The 16,920-nt window shown below is 39.5% G+C and carries 22 protein-coding genes; 8 read left to right on the top strand and 14 right to left on the bottom strand.

The features are described 5' to 3' along the window. Position 1: 1 nt before the first annotated feature. From ACWIUO_RS04220 to ACWIUO_RS04210, 3 genes are all read left to right on the top strand, one after another. The gene (locus ACWIUO_RS04220) at positions 2 to 1,027 is read left to right on the top strand and encodes an LLM class flavin-dependent oxidoreductase (protein ID WP_454176677.1); all 1,026 of its coding nucleotides are present in this window, start codon (positions 2 to 4) and stop codon (positions 1,025 to 1,027) included. Between the two features lie 172 nt (positions 1,028 to 1,199). Further along, positions 1,200 to 2,447 carry an MFS transporter gene (locus ACWIUO_RS04215; protein ID WP_454176676.1) on the top strand — a complete coding sequence of 416 codons (1,248 nt, stop codon included), beginning with the start codon at positions 1,200 to 1,202 and terminating at the stop codon, positions 2,445 to 2,447. 73 nt (positions 2,448 to 2,520) lie between these two features. Further along, positions 2,521 to 3,867, top strand: a complete 1,347-nt coding sequence (locus ACWIUO_RS04210; RefSeq protein ID WP_454176675.1) for an MFS transporter — start codon at positions 2,521 to 2,523, stop codon at positions 3,865 to 3,867. 33 nt (positions 3,868 to 3,900) lie between these two features. Here ACWIUO_RS04210 and ACWIUO_RS04205 read toward each other — a convergent pair whose 3' ends face one another. The 3 genes from ACWIUO_RS04205 to ACWIUO_RS04195 all read right to left on the bottom strand — a co-directional run bounded on the left by ACWIUO_RS04205 (position 3,901) and on the right by ACWIUO_RS04195 (position 4,631). Beyond that, on the bottom strand, positions 3,901 to 4,059 hold the full coding sequence (locus ACWIUO_RS04205) for a hypothetical protein (RefSeq protein WP_454176674.1): 159 nt from the start codon (positions 4,057 to 4,059) through the stop codon (positions 3,901 to 3,903). Between the two features lie 126 nt (positions 4,060 to 4,185). Further along, complete coding sequence (locus tag ACWIUO_RS04200; protein WP_454176673.1) at positions 4,186 to 4,368, bottom strand: hypothetical protein; 183 nt, start codon at positions 4,366 to 4,368, stop codon at positions 4,186 to 4,188. Next, complete coding sequence (locus tag ACWIUO_RS04195; protein ID WP_454176672.1) at positions 4,365 to 4,631, bottom strand: hypothetical protein; 267 nt, start codon at positions 4,629 to 4,631, stop codon at positions 4,365 to 4,367. Before ACWIUO_RS04195 ends, ACWIUO_RS04200 begins: the two co-directional genes overlap by 4 nt. 164 nt (positions 4,632 to 4,795) lie before the next feature. Between ACWIUO_RS04195 and ACWIUO_RS04190 the strand changes: the two genes are divergently transcribed. Next, on the top strand, positions 4,796 to 5,470 hold the full coding sequence (locus tag ACWIUO_RS04190) for an outer membrane beta-barrel protein (protein WP_454176671.1): 675 nt from the start codon (positions 4,796 to 4,798) through the stop codon (positions 5,468 to 5,470). Between the two features lie 177 nt (positions 5,471 to 5,647). Further along, on the top strand, positions 5,648 to 5,800 hold the full coding sequence (locus ACWIUO_RS04185) for a hypothetical protein (RefSeq protein WP_454176670.1): 153 nt from the start codon (positions 5,648 to 5,650) through the stop codon (positions 5,798 to 5,800). Between the two features lie 93 nt (positions 5,801 to 5,893). Here the strand turns inward: ACWIUO_RS04185 and ACWIUO_RS04180 are convergent, their stop codons facing one another. The 4 genes from ACWIUO_RS04180 to ACWIUO_RS04165 all read right to left on the bottom strand — a co-directional run bounded on the left by ACWIUO_RS04180 (position 5,894) and on the right by ACWIUO_RS04165 (position 8,985). Beyond that, positions 5,894 to 6,271, bottom strand: coding sequence for a hypothetical protein (locus tag ACWIUO_RS04180; protein WP_454176669.1), 378 nt, complete (start codon positions 6,269 to 6,271; stop codon positions 5,894 to 5,896). 38 nt (positions 6,272 to 6,309) lie between these two features. After that, positions 6,310 to 6,480, bottom strand: a complete 171-nt coding sequence (locus ACWIUO_RS04175) for a hypothetical protein (protein WP_454176668.1) — start codon at positions 6,478 to 6,480, stop codon at positions 6,310 to 6,312. Positions 6,481 to 6,760: 280 nt separating this feature from the next. Continuing rightward, entirely contained in the window at positions 6,761 to 7,495 is a 735-nt protein-coding gene (locus tag ACWIUO_RS04170; RefSeq protein WP_454176667.1) for a hypothetical protein, read from the bottom strand. A gap of 236 nt (positions 7,496 to 7,731) precedes the next feature. Beyond that, on the bottom strand, positions 7,732 to 8,985 hold the full coding sequence (locus ACWIUO_RS04165; RefSeq protein WP_454176666.1) for an Opr family porin: 1,254 nt from the start codon (positions 8,983 to 8,985) through the stop codon (positions 7,732 to 7,734). 14 nt (positions 8,986 to 8,999) lie between these two features. Between ACWIUO_RS04165 and ACWIUO_RS04160 the strand changes: the two genes are divergently transcribed. Then, entirely contained in the window at positions 9,000 to 9,125 is a 126-nt protein-coding gene (locus tag ACWIUO_RS04160) for a hypothetical protein (RefSeq protein ID WP_454176665.1), read from the top strand. Between the two features lie 20 nt (positions 9,126 to 9,145). Here the strand turns inward: ACWIUO_RS04160 and panC are convergent, their stop codons facing one another. From panC to ACWIUO_RS04140, 4 genes are all read right to left on the bottom strand, one after another. Further along, a complete protein-coding gene (gene panC / locus ACWIUO_RS04155; protein ID WP_454176773.1) occupies positions 9,146 to 10,024 on the bottom strand; it encodes a pantoate--beta-alanine ligase in 879 nt (292 codons plus the stop codon). Between the two features lie 17 nt (positions 10,025 to 10,041). After that, positions 10,042 to 10,956 carry an orotidine 5'-phosphate decarboxylase / HUMPS family protein gene (locus tag ACWIUO_RS04150; protein WP_454176664.1) on the bottom strand — a complete coding sequence of 305 codons (915 nt, stop codon included), beginning with the start codon at positions 10,954 to 10,956 and terminating at the stop codon, positions 10,042 to 10,044. 27 nt (positions 10,957 to 10,983) lie between these two features. Further along, entirely contained in the window at positions 10,984 to 11,661 is a 678-nt protein-coding gene (locus tag ACWIUO_RS04145; RefSeq protein ID WP_454176663.1) for a DedA family protein, read from the bottom strand. Between the two features lie 70 nt (positions 11,662 to 11,731). Beyond that, entirely contained in the window at positions 11,732 to 12,058 is a 327-nt protein-coding gene (locus ACWIUO_RS04140) for a YciI family protein (RefSeq protein WP_454176662.1), read from the bottom strand. A 414-nt stretch (positions 12,059 to 12,472) separates the two neighbouring features. Between ACWIUO_RS04140 and ACWIUO_RS04135 the strand changes: the two genes are divergently transcribed. Further along, complete coding sequence (locus tag ACWIUO_RS04135) at positions 12,473 to 13,069, top strand: peroxiredoxin (protein WP_023926841.1); 597 nt, start codon at positions 12,473 to 12,475, stop codon at positions 13,067 to 13,069. Between the two features lie 141 nt (positions 13,070 to 13,210). Here ACWIUO_RS04135 and ACWIUO_RS04130 read toward each other — a convergent pair whose 3' ends face one another. Further along, the gene (locus ACWIUO_RS04130) at positions 13,211 to 13,417 is read right to left on the bottom strand and encodes a hypothetical protein (RefSeq protein WP_454176661.1); all 207 of its coding nucleotides are present in this window, start codon (positions 13,415 to 13,417) and stop codon (positions 13,211 to 13,213) included. 263 nt (positions 13,418 to 13,680) lie between these two features. Here ACWIUO_RS04130 and ACWIUO_RS04125 point away from each other — a divergent pair, with 263 nt between their 5' ends. Further along, on the top strand, positions 13,681 to 16,095 hold the full coding sequence (locus ACWIUO_RS04125; RefSeq protein WP_454176660.1) for a hypothetical protein: 2,415 nt from the start codon (positions 13,681 to 13,683) through the stop codon (positions 16,093 to 16,095). Between the two features lie 294 nt (positions 16,096 to 16,389). Here ACWIUO_RS04125 and ACWIUO_RS04120 read toward each other — a convergent pair whose 3' ends face one another. Then, positions 16,390 to 16,521: a hypothetical protein gene (locus ACWIUO_RS04120; protein ID WP_454176659.1), complete on the bottom strand. Its 132-nt coding sequence runs from the start codon at positions 16,519 to 16,521 to the stop codon at positions 16,390 to 16,392. A 57-nt stretch (positions 16,522 to 16,578) separates the two neighbouring features. Further along, the gene (locus ACWIUO_RS04115) at positions 16,579 to 16,764 is read right to left on the bottom strand and encodes a hypothetical protein (RefSeq protein WP_454176658.1); all 186 of its coding nucleotides are present in this window, start codon (positions 16,762 to 16,764) and stop codon (positions 16,579 to 16,581) included. Between the last annotated feature and the right edge of the window lie 156 nt (positions 16,765 to 16,920).

Here is a 16,920-nt window from a genome sequence, read left to right as displayed (position 1 = left end):
GATGAAAATGAAGTTTGGATATTGGACACCTGTATGGGGTAGCTGGCTACGAAATGTCGATGATGACACGACACAATGCAGTTGGGAATACATAAAAGACTTGGCACTAAACGCAGAGGAGCTGGGCTATGTGCTAACACTTGTGCCTGAACTCTACCTAAACGACATAAAGGGCGAAAAAGCCCCCGTGCTTGATGCGTGGGCTATCGCAAATGGGCTAGCAGCGATTACCAAAAAAATCGAGATTTTAGCAGCACTTCGTCCACAATACCACCAAGTCGCCCTCACAGCTAAGCAAATCGCTACCATTGCCCAAATCAGTGGGAATCGATTTAGCGTAAATATGGTAAGCGCGTGGTGGGAAGAGGAAGCAAGACAATATGGAATCAACTTTGACGCCCACGATGATAGATATGCCCTAGTCAAAGAATACACCGATGTGCTAAGGGGATTTTGGAAGGACACTCCGCTAAATCACAAAGGCAAGTATTTTAACTTTGTGGATTCTTATAATGAGCCAAAACCTACCAAAATGCCTCTTGTATATGCGGGCGGGGAGAGCGATGTGGGGCGCACCACAATCGCGCAATTTGCCGATAGGTATCTAATGCACGGAGGCACGGTAGAAGAAGTGTGGGAGAAAATCAACGATATGAAAGAGCGCAGGGCAAAAGCGGGCAAAGAGCCTTTTAGCGCGTTTGGAATGGCGACTTATATCATCGTGCGCGATACTGAAAAAGAAGCCCAAGATGAGCTAAAAAGAATCACTACGATAAAAAATTATAGCGATTATGCAAGCTCATATAGCGATTTTACGGGCAATTCTCAACTTGATTTAGAAATCACCAAGCAAGAATACAGCGTCTCAAATCGCGGACTTCGCTCAAATCTAATCGGCACGCCAGAGCAAGTCGCAGAGAAAATCCGCGCATATCACAAAGCAGGGCTAAATCTGCTAATCGTGCAATGCGCAAATGTGCGCCAAGAGCTAGAAATGATAGCCAAAAAGGTGTTTCCACTGCTTTAGTTTGTAGCGTAAAAACTAAGGTGATTTTTTGGTAAATTTGGGGATTTTAGATTTTGGGGTTTGAATGTAGTTTGCGACAATATACGACAAAAAGCGACAAAATGCTACATAAATTTTTCGCGAAAATCTAATCAAACTTTGCGTAGCAATAGCAAGACAAAAAGGACTACAAATGCAAACAAAACCCCATATCCCAAGCCTAATCGCCGCAAGCAGTGGAAATCTCATAGAATGGTTTGATTTTTATATTTATGGATTCTCTGCAATATATTTTGCGCATAATTTTTCAAACGCTACTTCGCCCCTACTAGCCCAAATCGAAGTCTTTGGAGTCTTTGCCGCAGGGTTTTTGATGCTACCTGTGGGGAGTATCATTTTTGGGCGCATAGCCGATAAAGATTCTCGCAAAAAAGCGATGATAATTTCGATTTTGTGTATGGCGTTTGGCTCGTTTGTGATTGCGTTTTTGCCCGATAAATCTAGCATTGGCGATAGCGCGATTATCTTGCTTTTGTGTGCTAGGCTTTTGCAGGGCGTAGCGGTTGGAGGGGAGTTTGGCATTGTCGCGGCGTATTTAAGCGAAATCGCCTCTAGCGGAAAGCGAAGTTTTTATTCATCGTTTCAATACGCCACTATCATCGGCGGACAACTACTAGCGGTGGCTAGCATTAGTTTGTTGTTTTTGTTTTTTGATGAAGCGCAGATGAGGGATTTTGGCTGGCGGATTTTGTTTGTAGCAGGTGGGATTTTGGCATTAGCTAGTCTTATTTTTCGTGGATTTATGAGAGATGATAGCGCGCAAAATCTACTTTCTTTTAGCGATAGAGGGAGTTTTAGGGCATTGGCAAAATCGTGGAAATCACTAGCCCTAGTCATTGGCGTAACGGCTGGCTGCACCATAGGATTTTACACCATCACCACATATCCTAAAATCTATATGATAAACAACGGCATAGCCTCACATATCGCAAACAACATTATGCTAGGGGCGTTATGCGTGCTGTGCGTGGCTATCCCACTCGTAGGCTATGTGAGCGATAAAATCGGCTTTAAAGCCTCGCTTAGCGTGTATTTAGGATTTTGCATAGTTGGAATCTATCCGCTATTTTTGCTTATGCGTGAGGCACAAAGTGTGTTTGTGCTATTTATCATCGCTAGCTTTATGTGCTTTATGCTTAGCTTTTATACCGCTGTGGCAGCCATTTCTAAAACCTCGCTTTTCCCTACACATATCCGCGCACTAGGTGCGGGGCTTGGGGCGATGATAAGTGTGGGGGTTTTTGGCGGGAGTGTGAATTTTGTCGCGCTAAATTTTGTCAAACACGGCATTGAATGGGGATTTTTTGCATATTTTGCGTTTTTTGCGTTTATCTCGCTTATATGCGTCTATCTTATCCCCAAAAAACGCGAATTAGAGTAGCATTATTTGTGCTATGGATTTTGCTAGCGCAAAAAAGAATCTAAAAAAATACAAAGCATAAAAAGGGGCAATGATGAAATTTAAACCAAAATGGAATCTAAAAAAGCATTTTCACAAGCACGATAAACACGATAAGCACGACAAGGGCGACAAAAATGAGTTTAACAAAAGCATTAGCGATTCTAAAAGAATCCAAAGCGTAATCGCCGCAAGCAGTGGCAATCTCGTAGAATGGTTTGATTTTTATATTTATGGTTTTGCGGCGGTGTATTTTGCGCATAATTTTTCAAACGCTACTTCCCCGCTAATTCAGCAGATTTCGGTATTTGGCGTGTTTGCTGCGGGGTTTTTGATGCTCCCTGTTGGCAGTGCGATTTTTGGCTCTATCGCCGATAAAATCGGGCGAAAAAGCTCTATGGTAGTCTCAATCATCTTTATGGCATTAGGCTCTTTTAGCATTGCTTTTTTGCCTGATAAACATAGCATTGGCGATATTGCGATTGTGTTGCTTTTGCTAGCGCGACTACTTCAAGGCGTAGCAGTAGGTGGCGAATACGGCATAGCAGCCGCATACCTTAGCGAAATCGCACCAAAAGGCAAGAGGGGATTTTACTCATCATTTCAATACCTTACCCTTATCGGTGGACAGCTACTAGCGTTGGCTAGCATTAGTTTTTTGTTTTTGTTTTTTGATGAAGCGCAGATGAGGGATTTTGGCTGGCGGATTTTGTTTTTTGCAGGTGGTGTGCTAGCGTTGCTAAGCCTGCTTGTTAGGACATTTATGAGTGATGATTCTAGCGAAATCCTAAAAAAATACGAAGATAGAGGTAGCCTAAAAGCCTTGCTAAAATCGTGGAAAAGTGTCGCTTTGGTGCTAGGCATCACTGCGGGGTGCTCCCCTGCTTACTACATAATCACGGTGTATTCTAAAGTCTATATGATAAATAACGGCATAGACGCACATATCGCAAATAACATTATGCTAGGCGCGATTTTGTTGCTTTTTATTGTCGTGCCTTTTATGGGTGCGCTAAGCGATAAAATCGGGCTAAAAAACTCGTTACTTATTTTTTGCGTGTTTGCATTTTTTGGGATTTATCCGTCATTTTTGCTGATGAGAGAGACAACAGAACCACTACTGCTCTTTGCAATCGTGGGCTTTATGTGCTTTATGCTTGGATTTTATAGCGCGGTGGCTGGGATTTTTAAAACGACTTTGTTTCCACCGCAAGTAAGGGCTCTTGGCACGGGGATAAGCTACACTATTGGCGCAGCAGCATTTGGAGGAAGCGCGAACTATGTCGCATTGCAATTTAAGGCAAATGGGATAGAGGAAGGGTTTTTTATCTATTTTGCTGTGCTAATGGCAGTGGCTACTATCTGCGTGGTGCTAATCCCCAAAAAACGCGAACTAGACTAGCAAAATCTCACTAGATTTGAGGGGTGGGTATTTTTATTTAGAAAAAGACATTTTTGTCATATTTAGGCGAATGCGAAATATCTTGTCATTGCGAGAATCTGCAAGCGTAACGAAGCAAAATCGTGGCAATCTACATTCACAAAGCGAAAAATAGATTGCTACGATAATGCTTACGCAAAATCTTGCAATCACAAAAATAAAACCTTGTCATATTTAGGCGAATGCGAAATATCTTATCATTGCGAGCATTGCTTTTGAATACAATGCGTGGCAATCTACACCACAAATTGTCATACTTAGGGCGTAGCCCAAAGTATCTCAAAAATTATAGATTGCCACGATTTTGCTAGCGCAAAATCTCGCAATGACGGGAAATCTTGTTATATTGAGGCTTTGCAAAAGCCGAAATAACTCTGTTTTTGTGAGAATTAGAGATACTTCGGTTTGTGCCAAACGCAGTATGACAAGTTTTTGATAAAAAAATAGATTTTGTGTAATCAAAATCTACCCACCCTTAGCACCTCCACAAAATATGGGAAAAATCTATCATTGCAAGCCACGATTACGCAGCGTGGCAATCCATAAACCAAATCATAAAAATAACTTGCCACAAAATCTAACGATTTTTCTAAAAAACTGCGCTTTATTTTTTTTGCCTGCTTTATTTGTTTTCGCTTGCAATGACACAAACAATAACTCCCCACGATTCTAGTTTTGTAAATCTTAACATTTTGCAATAATAGAAAATCACTTACTTCACTCATTTTTGCAATTATCTTACAACTTACAACTTACAACTTACAACGCGCAAGACATAAACACTCTGTTTAAAATCCGTTTTTTTTTTTTTTTTGTAGCATACCCGCTGTTGTTTTTAGCGTGCCATAGGCATTATTAAAGCAACAAAAATCTACAAAAAAGGACAAAAATGAAAAATGTAACTACTAAATGTGTGCTAGCTATTGCACTAGCAAGCCCTCTAGCCATAGCTGAGCAAAGCGGTGCTTTTGTAGGGGTGGAAGTTGGTTATGGTGATGCGCATTTTAAAAGTGTTGTTTTTTATACTGATACAAATCTCAATGAAAAAGCAACATATTCTTACACAGGAGATGGCGTCACAGAGGGTTTTATCGCAGGGTATAAACATTTTTTTACGCCATTTTTAGGATTGAGGGCATATATAAATGTAAATGCTTTGCACGGTAGCATAACGATGAGTGGTATAACATATTCTGGCACACAACTAAATTATGGCGCAAATGTGGATTTTCTAGGGAATTTTATCGCTAAAGAGAATATCGATTTTGGTGGATTTGTAGGGCTTGGGCTTGGTGGCAATACTTGGTTTGGAAAAGATATTGATAATGAAGAAAAACAAATGCAACAAAAGCTGACAAAAACTAGCTTTGATGTCGCGCTAAATGTAGGTTTGCGCACAAATATCGCTAAACATCACGGGGTAGAAATAGTCGCTAGAGTGCCGTTTTTGCCAACGACATTGCTAAATCGAAAACGACAATATGACGATGGTAGTGGCTATTCAGCAAAATGGAATCTGCAATCAAGGTATAGCATAACTGCTAGATATACTTTTAGCTTTTAAGCAAGATTTATCGCTGTTATTGTGCCTTGCCATTGCTAGATTACCATTGTGAAAATCCGTAAGCCTTGCAACTTGCTTGCAATGAATGTGGATTTTTATCTACATTTCGGAGGGGGAATTAAGGATATGGGTATTTTTCATTAAAAAGACTATTTTTGTTATTGCCACGCATTGCTTTTGAATACAATGCGTGGCAATCTACATTCTATAAAATCGCAAAAACACACATTTAGCAATCTAATAAAAATAGATTGCCACGATTTTGCTTACGCAAAATCTCGCAATGACGGGAAATCTTGTTATATTGAGGCTTTGCAAAAGCTGAAATAACTTTGTTTTTTGTGAGAATTAGAGATACTTCGGTTTGTGCCAAACCGCAGTATGACAAGACTTAAGATTTTGGATACTTTGGAGTTTATTTGCTTAAAAGACACAAAGTATGATAGATATTCCCCCCTCCCTTGCGGAGGGGGCTAGGGGGTGGGTATTTTTTAGAAAAAAGACATTTTTTTCATTGCGAGAATCTGCAAGCGTAGCGAAGCAGATTCGTGGCAATCCACATTCACAAAGCAAAAAATAGATTGCCACGATTTTGCTAGCGCAAAATCTCGCAATGACGGGAAATCTTGTTATATTAAGGCTTTGCAAAAGCCGAAATAATGTTGTTTTTGTGAGAATTAGAGATACTTCGGTTTGTGCCAAACCGCAGTATGACAAGATTTTGATAAAAAAAATAGATTGCCACGCGGATTTTATGCAAAATCCGCTCGCAATGACGAAAAAATGACTGGAAAATGACAAAAAATAGATTTTTGTGTAATCAAAATCTACCCACCCTCTTAGTCCCCTCCGCAGAGAGAGGGGGATTTTGTCATATTTAATGGTAAGTAAAATATATCAACAATATTAAAAATTCGCTTGTCATATTGCACAAACAAAGTGAGCGAAGTATCACTAAAATCTAAAACATAAATAGAGATATTTTGCTTCGTGCTACGCGCTTTGCTCAATGAAAAAATTGGCAGTTATTGTGGGATTTGTGCTAGCGCAAAATCTAATCGCGCTAAATGTCAAAAAACTACAAACAAAAATAGTAAAAAACCAAATTCTATTGACAAAAGATAAAAATGGAAAAAAACGAAATTACAAAAACCAAAATCTATTGACAAGAAAACGAAATGACAAAAACTAAATTCTAATGAAAAAAAAACTAAAAATAGCAAAAACAAAAACCTAAGTGCGCAAAAATGTCAAAAAAACTAAAGTAGCAAAAGCGCAAAAAACCAAAATCTACTGCGTCTTTGCCGCTCTTTGCTGGCGCAATAGTCCTTGTTTTTCTAGCTTTTTGATTTCTTGTATGTTTTTATAGACTTTGTTGTAGTATTTTTGTGCCGTTGCAGAATGCACCTTAAACCCTGCGTTGTAGCTTTTGATAGCGTATTCTAGGGGATTTTTTTTGCGCTTAGCCCAATACTCATAAAAATATTGAAGCGTATCAAGCGCGGCATTTATCGATAAATCCTCATTTACGATTAGATTGCCACAATAGATATTGCGATTTAGCGGGGAATCTTTGATTTTATTAAACCTAAGATAGCTTTTTATATTGATATGTAGCACGCCACAATCATAAGTTTGCAGATTTAGCGGATATAGCCCAAGCCTAGATTCTGCATACGAAATCGCAATCAGTGCATAGTGCAAATCATAGGGCTTGCCGACATTCCAAAGTTTTTTTAGTAGCGTTTTTTGTGTCTCTTCTAAATCGTCCCAATTTAGCGTGTGCGATTTGGCTGGGATAGAGTTTAGCAGGCAACCACCTAGTATCAATGCTACTAATGCTAGATTTTTGATAGATTTTTGCAAAAAATACGGCTTAAATAAGTGCAAATCTGCAAAACGCATACAAACATTAGCGATTTTTGCAGCGATTTTTGCTAATGTTGCCAAAAAAGCCCATTTTTGTGAAAATCTAGCAAATATATGTTTGTTTGATGTGTCTTGGTTTTGATATTTTGTGCGCATTTGGCTATGTTCTCCTTGCGGATTCTTTTACATTTGGTTTGCTTGCTAGCAAAATGTATTCCAAAGTAAATACACCACAAATGATAAATAAACCATACACAAACAATCAACAAACAATAGGCAAACAACCCCACAATATCATAAATCTAGCCTTTTAGGCTAGTCTAAAAATGCAAAAAAAGCGTAATGCAAAATCGTTTTATCGCATAAAATGAGTAGTCAAAAAAATCTAAAATCTAAAATGCAAGCCTTAGTCCGCCATTTACTTGCGTTAGGGTTGGCACACCGCGCGAATCCAAATGCGTATTTACCACATTTACCACGCCTATGACATTATCGCTAAACCAAATCTCAAACCCCGCATCAACTTCATTTTGCGTGGATTTTATGCGATTTAGCGTTGGGATACCATTTGTGCTTGTGCTAGATTCTAATGCGTCATAAAAAGTCCCACCATACGCCACAAAAAAGTTAAATCGCTTTAATTTTGCAGAGATTTTGCCATAGATTAGATTTGCGTTTGGCTGTGTTTTAAAAGCGCGTCCACCCCATACAAAAAACGGGCTAATATCCTCCCCCAAAAGTCCCAAACTCCCCCAGCCAGCCTTATATCCCGTCAGCACATATCCAGCCGCGATTTCAAAGGTATTTTTCATCGAAAAATTCCCTTGCAGATAAAACACCCCCCCGTCATTTTTGCCACTAGATTGCACGATTTGCAATGCGTTTTTATGCTCAAAGCTATATGCTCCGCCCGTCCTTGCTTGGAGGGTAAATTTTTCTGCTATGTCAAAATCTGCTTGGAGATTCCCCCCCACAGCGGTAAAAATCGGTGGCGCAAAATAAGTGTAAGCCTTTAGCGTTAGCCTATCATCTAAAAAATAATACTTCGCCCCCAAATAATACACCCCCGCTTCACTAGGGCGCACAAAATGTGTCATCGCATAATAATCAATCCGCCCAAAATCATACGCCCAAAATCCCTCTATAAGCAGGTTTTCTAGCGAGCGGTTGCGCACCCAAATCGCATCGGTAAGCGTATTTATCCATTCGTTTTTTATGTCGATTCTGCCGAGTTTGACATTGGTATCGCCATCAAAATATTCGATAAAAGATTCTGCTAGGGCTGCTTGATTGGAGTTGAAAAAATCCTCTTTGACATTGCCCGCACCTTTTTTAGAATCATAAAAGCTAGCCATAGCGCGAAAACTCACACTTGCACGGAAGTTTTTATAAAAACCTGAAGTGTATCCTAGCCCGACATTGCCCAAAAAATAGCCCATATTTCCCAAATATCCATAGCTTGCAAGCCCTGCATTTTTGTTTGAAACTGTGCGCTGTGTGCCGCTTACACCGCCTATGAAATTGCCATAAAAGATTAAATCCCCCTTGCTTACGCCATTTTTTAGCGCGTCATCGATACTCTCAAACGCCACACTTAGCGAAATCGCACATAGCAAAAAAGTCGCAACGAAATATTTTTTTATCATTATGTCTCCTAAAAATGTCGCTTAGAATCTTGCGTGAGGTATTTTGGCATATTTTTGGGATTTTATGGCTTATTTTAGGGCTTTATGCTTTGATTTTATCCATATTTGACAATCAAAAATTTATAGCCATAGATTTATAATCCAATTTGATAGCCAAATTTTATAGCCACAGATTATCAAGCAAGCGGGTTTTGCCTACAAATCCTGCGAGCAAGATTATGCTTTTATTTGGCGTTATGTGGCTTATTTGCCTTAGTTCGTAGTCGCAAGTGGTTAGGTATTCTAGCTTTATTTGGCTATTTTTTAGCACCGCTAAGCCTGCTTCAAGGATTTTGCTAGAATCGATATTTGTGCGATTTTTAGATTTTGCATTAGAATCTAGGATTTTTTGATAGGCATTTTGTATAGATTTTATAGCCTTTGGGATAGATAGCGCACACTCTCGCTCTTGTGGGGATAGATACGCATTTCTTGAGCTTAGAGCTAACCCATCTATATCGCGCACGATAGGGCAAGGCACGATACAAATGGGGATAAAAAAATCTTTCACCATTTTTTGAATGATTAAAAGCTGCTGGGCATCTTTTTGCCCAAAATACGCATTATCAGGGCGCACAAGCCAAAAAAGTTTCATAACTACTTGTAGCACCCCGCTAAAATGGCTAGGGCGGGCAAACCCTTCTAGCACAAAACCAAGTGATTTTGGCGCATTTAGCACCGCTTCATCATCGCTAGCATACATATCGCTAGCATTTGGGATAAATACCGCGCTTGCTCCTAGTTCTTCGCATTTTGCTATGTCAGAATCTAGTGTGCGCGGATATGTGGATAAATCCTCATTTGCCCCAAATTGCGCAGGATTTACAAAGATTGATACGATGGTGTGGGCGTTGTCTTTTGTGCTTTTTGTGATTAGTGATGCGTGTCCTAGATGCAGTGCGCCCATCGTGGGGACTAGCCCTAAAGTGGCGTTATTGTTTGTGGATTTTAGCTTTGCGCAGTAGGTTTGTAATTCTTGCGGGGTTTTTAGGATTTTGATTTTGCTCATTGCTTGCCTTATGATAGATTTTGCATTTGTTGTAGTATGTCGCGCAGGGCGTTTTGTGGTGATGGGGCATTATAGATAGGGCGTCCCACTACGATAAAATCCGCTCCCGCATTATACGCCTCTTGTATGCTTGCTACGCGTTTTTGGTCATCTTTTGTTTTATTTTGTGTTTTGTCTTGTGTCTTGTTGCTAGATGTTTGTGGGCTATTTTTTGCAATATTTGTGGTTAGATTTGGGCGTATGGCGGGCGTTAGGGTAAGCAAATGCGGGTAAGATTTTTTGATAAATGCGCACTCTTGCACGGAGCAAACCATACCATTTATGCGCGATTTATCACACATAGAGGCAAAATCACTCACAGCTTGTTTAATGCCTTTATGATACACCGCGCTAAATTCTGCTTCATCAAAGCTAGTGAGCGCGCTAACCGCCATTATGAGTGGTTTTTTGGGATTATGTTTTGGCAAATCTATGGCGTGGGTAGAATCTGCTTTTGGATTTTGCGCAAGATTTTGATTTGCAAGATGTTCATTTGCAAGATTTTGATTTGTAAAATTTTCAAGTCTAGCCATTATTTCTTGCATAGCCCTTTGTCCTGCGCTTGCGTGGATTGTCAGCATATCTATGCCGATTTTAGCGCATTCTTGCACTGCATCTGCCATCGTATTTGGTATGTCATAGAGCTTTAAATCCAAAAAAATAGGCAAATCACACGCATTTTTTATCGCTTCTATCCCCGCTATGCCATCGCGCACAAACGCCCTAAGCCCGACTTTTAGCCAGATTTTAGATTTTAGCTCGCTAGATTTTAGCTCGCTAGATTTTAAGTCGTGTGAGGTAGAATCTTTTAGAAAATCTAGCGATTTTATTAGGCGTAGATTTTGCTCTAGGCTAGGCAAATCAAGCGCGATGACTAGGTTCATTTGTGGATTCTTTTTTAGATTTTATGATTATTGTTTGTCATTTTTGTGGCGGGATTTGTAAATAAAAGCATAGATAAGCCCGACAATACAGACAAAACCTAGCGTGCCAAAGGCGATATAGCGCAAGTTTTGCTTCACAGAGGCAAACTCTGCAATGCCAGCTTTTGAAGAAAAAATATCCACAATGTTGCTAATGCTTAAATCATCGCCAAACCACACACCCAAATAATACCCAAACACCGCTAAAATAGCTATCCAAATGCTCGCTCCCAAAGTCGTATAAAGGCTAAATTTTACGATATTCATTCGCGCTAGTCCAGCGGGCAAGGATATGTATTGGCGCACGCCCATAATCAGCCTGCCTAAAAATGTGCTGATTTCGCCGTGTTTTTGGAAAAAGCTATCCATTTTGTCCATCGTTTTTTGCGTGAAAAAGAAATATTTGCCATATTTTAGCAAAAATCCTCGCCCAAAATACAATGCCAAATAGTAGTTAAAAAGCGCGCCAGCTAGGCTTCCTAACGCCCCTGCTAAAAGTGCTAGATACATATTCATCTCGCCACGATACACAAGGTATCCAGCGGGAATCATCGCCACTTCGGAGGGGAATGGAAAAAAGCTAGATTCTAAAAACATCATAATAAAAATGCCTGTATAGCCAAAAGAGCCTACCGCATCGACAATGGTGTGGATAATGTGGTTCATATTTTGCCTTTTAATGTTTTGTTTGGGGTTGTTTTTGCTTTGTTTATGTCGTTTTTTGTTGAGCTAGGATTTATGCGCCCAAAAAGTCTTTGATTTGCTTATCAAAAAGCACGGGGTTAAATTCGATGATTTCATAGTTAGCGGCGTTTTTTAGGTAGTATGGGTCATTTTTGGTAAAATCTCTAGCTTCTTGCAAACTAGCAAATCGCCCGATGATGATTCCGCCTGTTTTTGGATTTCGCGGTCCTGAGGCTAGCAAAAATCCAGCTTCATAGCCCTGTGCTAGATACGCCCTATGCTTTCTTACAATAGAATCTATCACTTCTAAACTCGCAGTGTAATTTACTTCTATGATAAATAAATTTGTGTGGTTTGATACATTTGTGGAGGTAGCCATTTTTGTCCTTTTTTGTAGGGTTTTATGTTTAAGTCATTTTGCGGATTTGCGATAGATATGATAAAGACGCATAAAGCGATAATGTTAGCAAAAAATGGCAAAAATTGCCTAAATGCCTAACCCCAAAATCTAAAAACCATAAAACAAACGATTTTGGTGCAGCACAAATACGCACAAAAAATAATTCTAGCAAAATCTTATAAAACAAAATATATAAATGATTTTGCATAAAAAGACATAAATTTTCTATGATATTTGCCAAGATATTTTTCAAAATTTCACACAAAAATATCAAATTTACATAAAAATTACACAAAAATTGTGTTTTTTAAAAATTGATTAACTTTTTATAGGCTACAATTCTAATTGATAATTTTTATTGATTATCATAAATCTTAACAAAAAGGAGTAACTATGTTAGTTACAAGAAAAGCACCTGATTTCAATGCACCAGCAGTGCTAGCAAACAACCAAATCGTAGAGAGCTTTGAGCTTAGCAAAAATCTAGGCAAAAACGGCGCAGTCGTGTTCTTTTGGCCAAAAGATTTTACTTTTGTATGTCCTAGCGAGATTTTGGCTATGGACCACCGCGTGAAAGATTTTGCCGAAAAAGGCTTCAATGTCATAGGCGTGTCTATCGACTCTGATGTCGTGCATTTTGCGTGGAAAAATACGCCCGTAGACCAAGGCGGTATCGGCAATGTAAGCTTCCCTATGGTTTCAGACATTACCAAGCAAATTTCACGCGATTATGATGTGCTTGTAAATGGAGCAGTCGCGCTTCGCGGTAGCTTCCTAATCGACAAAGACCAAATCATTCGCCACGCGGTTATTAATGATTTGCCACTTGGACGAAATATGGACGAAATGCTACGAATGGCAGACGCACTACTATTTGTCCAAGAGCACGGCGAGGTATGCCCAGCAGGCTGGCAAAAAGGGCAAGCAGGTATGAAACCCACAGCCGATGGTGTGAAAGACTACCTAAAAAATAACGCTAGCAAGCTATAAGATTCTACATTTTTGCAAAATTTGCAAAATCGCATTAGATTCTAGCGTTGCTAAGTCTTTGTCGTTAAAATCGATAAAGGCTTAGCATTTTTTTTGCCCCATTTTTTAAGCAATTTATGAAAAATCATCAAAATCAAACTATCAAAACTTACCAAAAAATCCCCAAAAAATCCCTAAGATTCCCTCGAAATATTTTATAAACGCTTTTTGTCCCATTTCAAACCCCGCTTCAAATCTCATTTCAAACAACATTTCAAACAACTTTTCAAAAATCTTGCAAACACTTCTTGGCAAACACTTCTTGCAACTTTTTTGCAAATCCACAAAAGCATATCCAAAATCTAGCACAGCTCCATCGTCACAATTTTTTACATTTTATGCCAACACTACCTACTTTACGCGATATTTTGTATTTTTAAGGTTGTTATAAGTTTATAAATAGTTTAATTTCTATTTACAAAAGGCTTAAAAATGTTTAAGCCTTTTTCAGTCAAAAAATGTGGATTTAGCAGTTTTAGCAGTTTTAGCAAAAGTAGTCTAGCAAAACCTGCTTAAACGCAAGCCTAATAAGGCTTTATCTAACGCCACGCAAGGCAATCAAGGGAGAAAAAATGAAAAAAATGACACAAATAAAGCAAATAAAACAAACCACAAAAAACAAAATACAACATCTACCACCGCCAAATATGCTAAGTCTAAGCAGGCTAAGTCTAAGCACACTAGCCATAGCTCTAGCCACCCAAAATCTACACGCACAAGATGCGACTTTTTCAAGTGCTATGCTAGAAAATATCGCGCTCACTCATTTGCGAAATACCGCCATAACAGATAGCATATTAGATTCTATGACGCGAAAAAGTTTCCACTCAAACTACGGCAAAAAAACCGCAGTAGGCGAGCTAAAAGAAGCAGAAGAATCTATCCGCAATAGGGACTATGACTATGAAGCCATCGAAGTCTATGTCGCTAGCAAAGTCGCAAAAGAAAAAATCGAAATCACCAAACTAGAATCCAAACTAGAATCCCTAAACGCCCAGCACGATGATTTGCGCGAAAAAGGCACTAAAGACGCCATAGAAGCCGAAAAGGACAAACAAAAAGAAACCCTAATCCAAAAAGCCAAAACCCTAGCCGAGCAAAAAGCAAAAACCGCCCTACAAAGCAAAATCCAAGCTCACGAGAGAGAAAAACAACGGCTAGCACGGCTAGAGACAGAGGCAAAAAACAAAGCCCAAGCAAAACTCCAAGCACAAGAAAGAGAGCAAATCGCTACCAAAAATAAGCAACGAGATAGCGAATTAAACGAGCAAAACGCCCTAGCTAGCAAACTCCAAAACCAAATCTCCCAAAGCAAATCCCACAAAGCAAACCTAGCCAAAACTCTAGAGCAAGAAAGCGCGCGTATAAATGCTGAAATCCGCCAACTACAAAAAGACTACGAAGCAGACGCGCAGATAAAAAACCTAACCCCCACGCAAAAAACCACACAAAAAGAGCGACAAAGAGACATAGCAAGCCTTGATGCTAAGCTAAAAAACCTAAACACCAAGACAAAGCAAGAATCCCAAAACCAAGACGCCTTAATCGTAAATAGCGAAAAAGAGCTTTTAAAAGTGAATGCCAAACAAAAAGAGATAAAATCCGCCTATGAGCGCGACATAGACACCATAAAAGAGCACACCAAGCAAGAATACCAAGCCCAAGCAAGCGAAATCGCAAAACAGCACTACTTAGCCCCACTTGATACCAAAGCCGAGCTAGAATCACTAAGAGCAGAGCATACCCAAATCGAAGTTGCAAAAGCCCAAAACACCGAAATCAAGCTAACCCCAAATGTCATTAGCGCAATCCAAACAAGGCTAAGGCAGTTTTACGCCCAGCCAAACGCAGGCAAAAACCCCGAGATAGCCCAAACCAAAAACCAAATCGAGCAAGCAAAATCTAAACTAAAAGAAAAAGAAGCGTTTTTTACCGCTCAAGCCAAGCTAGAGCAAGACAAAAAAAAGCAACTAGAGTTAGATTCTGTGCGAGTGGATTTGAGCGAGGTAAATAAGATTCGCTTAAAAGGCGTGGATTTAGACAAACAAGAATGGACAAATCAGCAGATTTTAGACGCGCTTGATAGGGTGTTTATCCCGTATTATGGCGATAAAAAACAGCATTTTTTCATCGCCCCCTACGCGACACATACATATCTAAATGCCAAAGCCAAAGCGCAAGGACACGATATAGGCGGTGGATTCTTAGCGGGCATAGAGCGAAATCTAGGACCACTCTCTGGGCGATTTGGCGCGTATATAGGCTATGATTTTAGCTATTTATCGACAAGCACAAAAAGCGCGACTGATGACATCAATGTAGCAAGGCAAAATCACGGCATAAACGGAGGTTTTACTTATTTCAAACCATTTGCTACGCACGGAACAAATGAATGGTTTATAAAGACTATTTTGAGGGGAGGGGGGAGGTTTGTAGATTTGCGTGCGTCTTATGAGCGTGCCACGCAAAATCCACAGCCTGATATGCTAAGCGCGTGGAATGTCGGGCTAGACATAAAAGCGGGCAAAAAGTTTTATTCTGTGAAGCGAAACTCATATTTTTCCCCAGAATTTGGCATAAGCTATGATATGCTCCAAACGCTAAAATGGAATGCTATAAGCGGTGGCATCATAAGTGGTGGCGGAATCCCCACTTATGACGCCAAAGAAGTAAAATCAAACATATTTCATCTACCTCAAGCGATGGTGCAGATACACTACCACAAAGCATTGAGAAATACTTTTAGATTTTCCGCGACACTTGGCGCTGTGTATAATATGCTTTATAACCCTAGCATTTTTTATCTAAACGATAATGGCAAGCAGGATAAAAGCAGGCTTAATTTATCCGCTGTGTATGGTATGGCGGATATAAACTTGCATTGGGCTTTGAAGGGAAATACAGAATTGACACTTGGCTACACAGGGGCGTATTTTAGCTCGGCTATCTCTACCGCACTTATGCTAAAAGTCTCTAAATGGTTTTAGTATGGATTTAATGTCGCTAGGATTTTTTGATTTTGCATAATTGACACAAAATTTGACACAAAATTTGACACAAACGCTTTTAATTTTTTGCAATTTTTGTCAATAGCATTTTTTTTCTCTGCAAAAAACACGCTTAAAACGCCCTTGCCTTAAGCCTTTGAAGCACTGCAAAAATATAAACTCAAAGCCTTACAAGTCCCTAAAATACGCGTTTAATATTTTTTGTAAATTTTTGGCTTTTTTTGATTTTGGCATTGTCCGCTTAGCGTGGCATTTAGCGCGTTTTAGCGCATTTTAGCGATTGCAAAAACCCATTAAGATTATCATCAAAATACCAGCCAAAATGCCAGCCAAAATCCCCGCTAGATTTTTGCATTTGCAATTTTTCCCGCTAGATTTTTGCAAGACGCCCTGCAATTTTTTCACAATTCCACCTCGCTAAATTTTTTTCTAAAGGCAAAAAGAAATTAAGCAAAAATACCCCTAAAATTTTGCCCGCGTCTTTGTGCGGGGTGTCTTTGTGTGCGGGCGCGTGCGTGTGATAGAATGCGGGGGAGTGTGTGGCAAAATCGTGCGTGCAAAAAAAAGGGGGATTATCGTGTGCGTGGCTAGTTGTTGCGGAGTGATATTTTTGTGTGGTTTTTGCTTTTTTGTGCATCTTGGTAGCAAATACTAGACTACAAAAAAGACTAATCTACCAAAATCAAAAATCAAAAAAACAAAAACTAAGCCACCAAAAAAGCGCGGGTTATTTTATCGTGGCTAAGTAGCGTTGCAGTGAGTTTATCTCTTGCAAAATGTTTATACTGCTTGTAATTTGAGTTG

The sequence above is a fragment of the Helicobacter sp. T3_23-1056 genome, from assembly GCF_053654535.1.
Note: the sequence above shows the minus strand (reverse complement) of the source record. Positions and strands in the feature narration are given on the sequence as shown.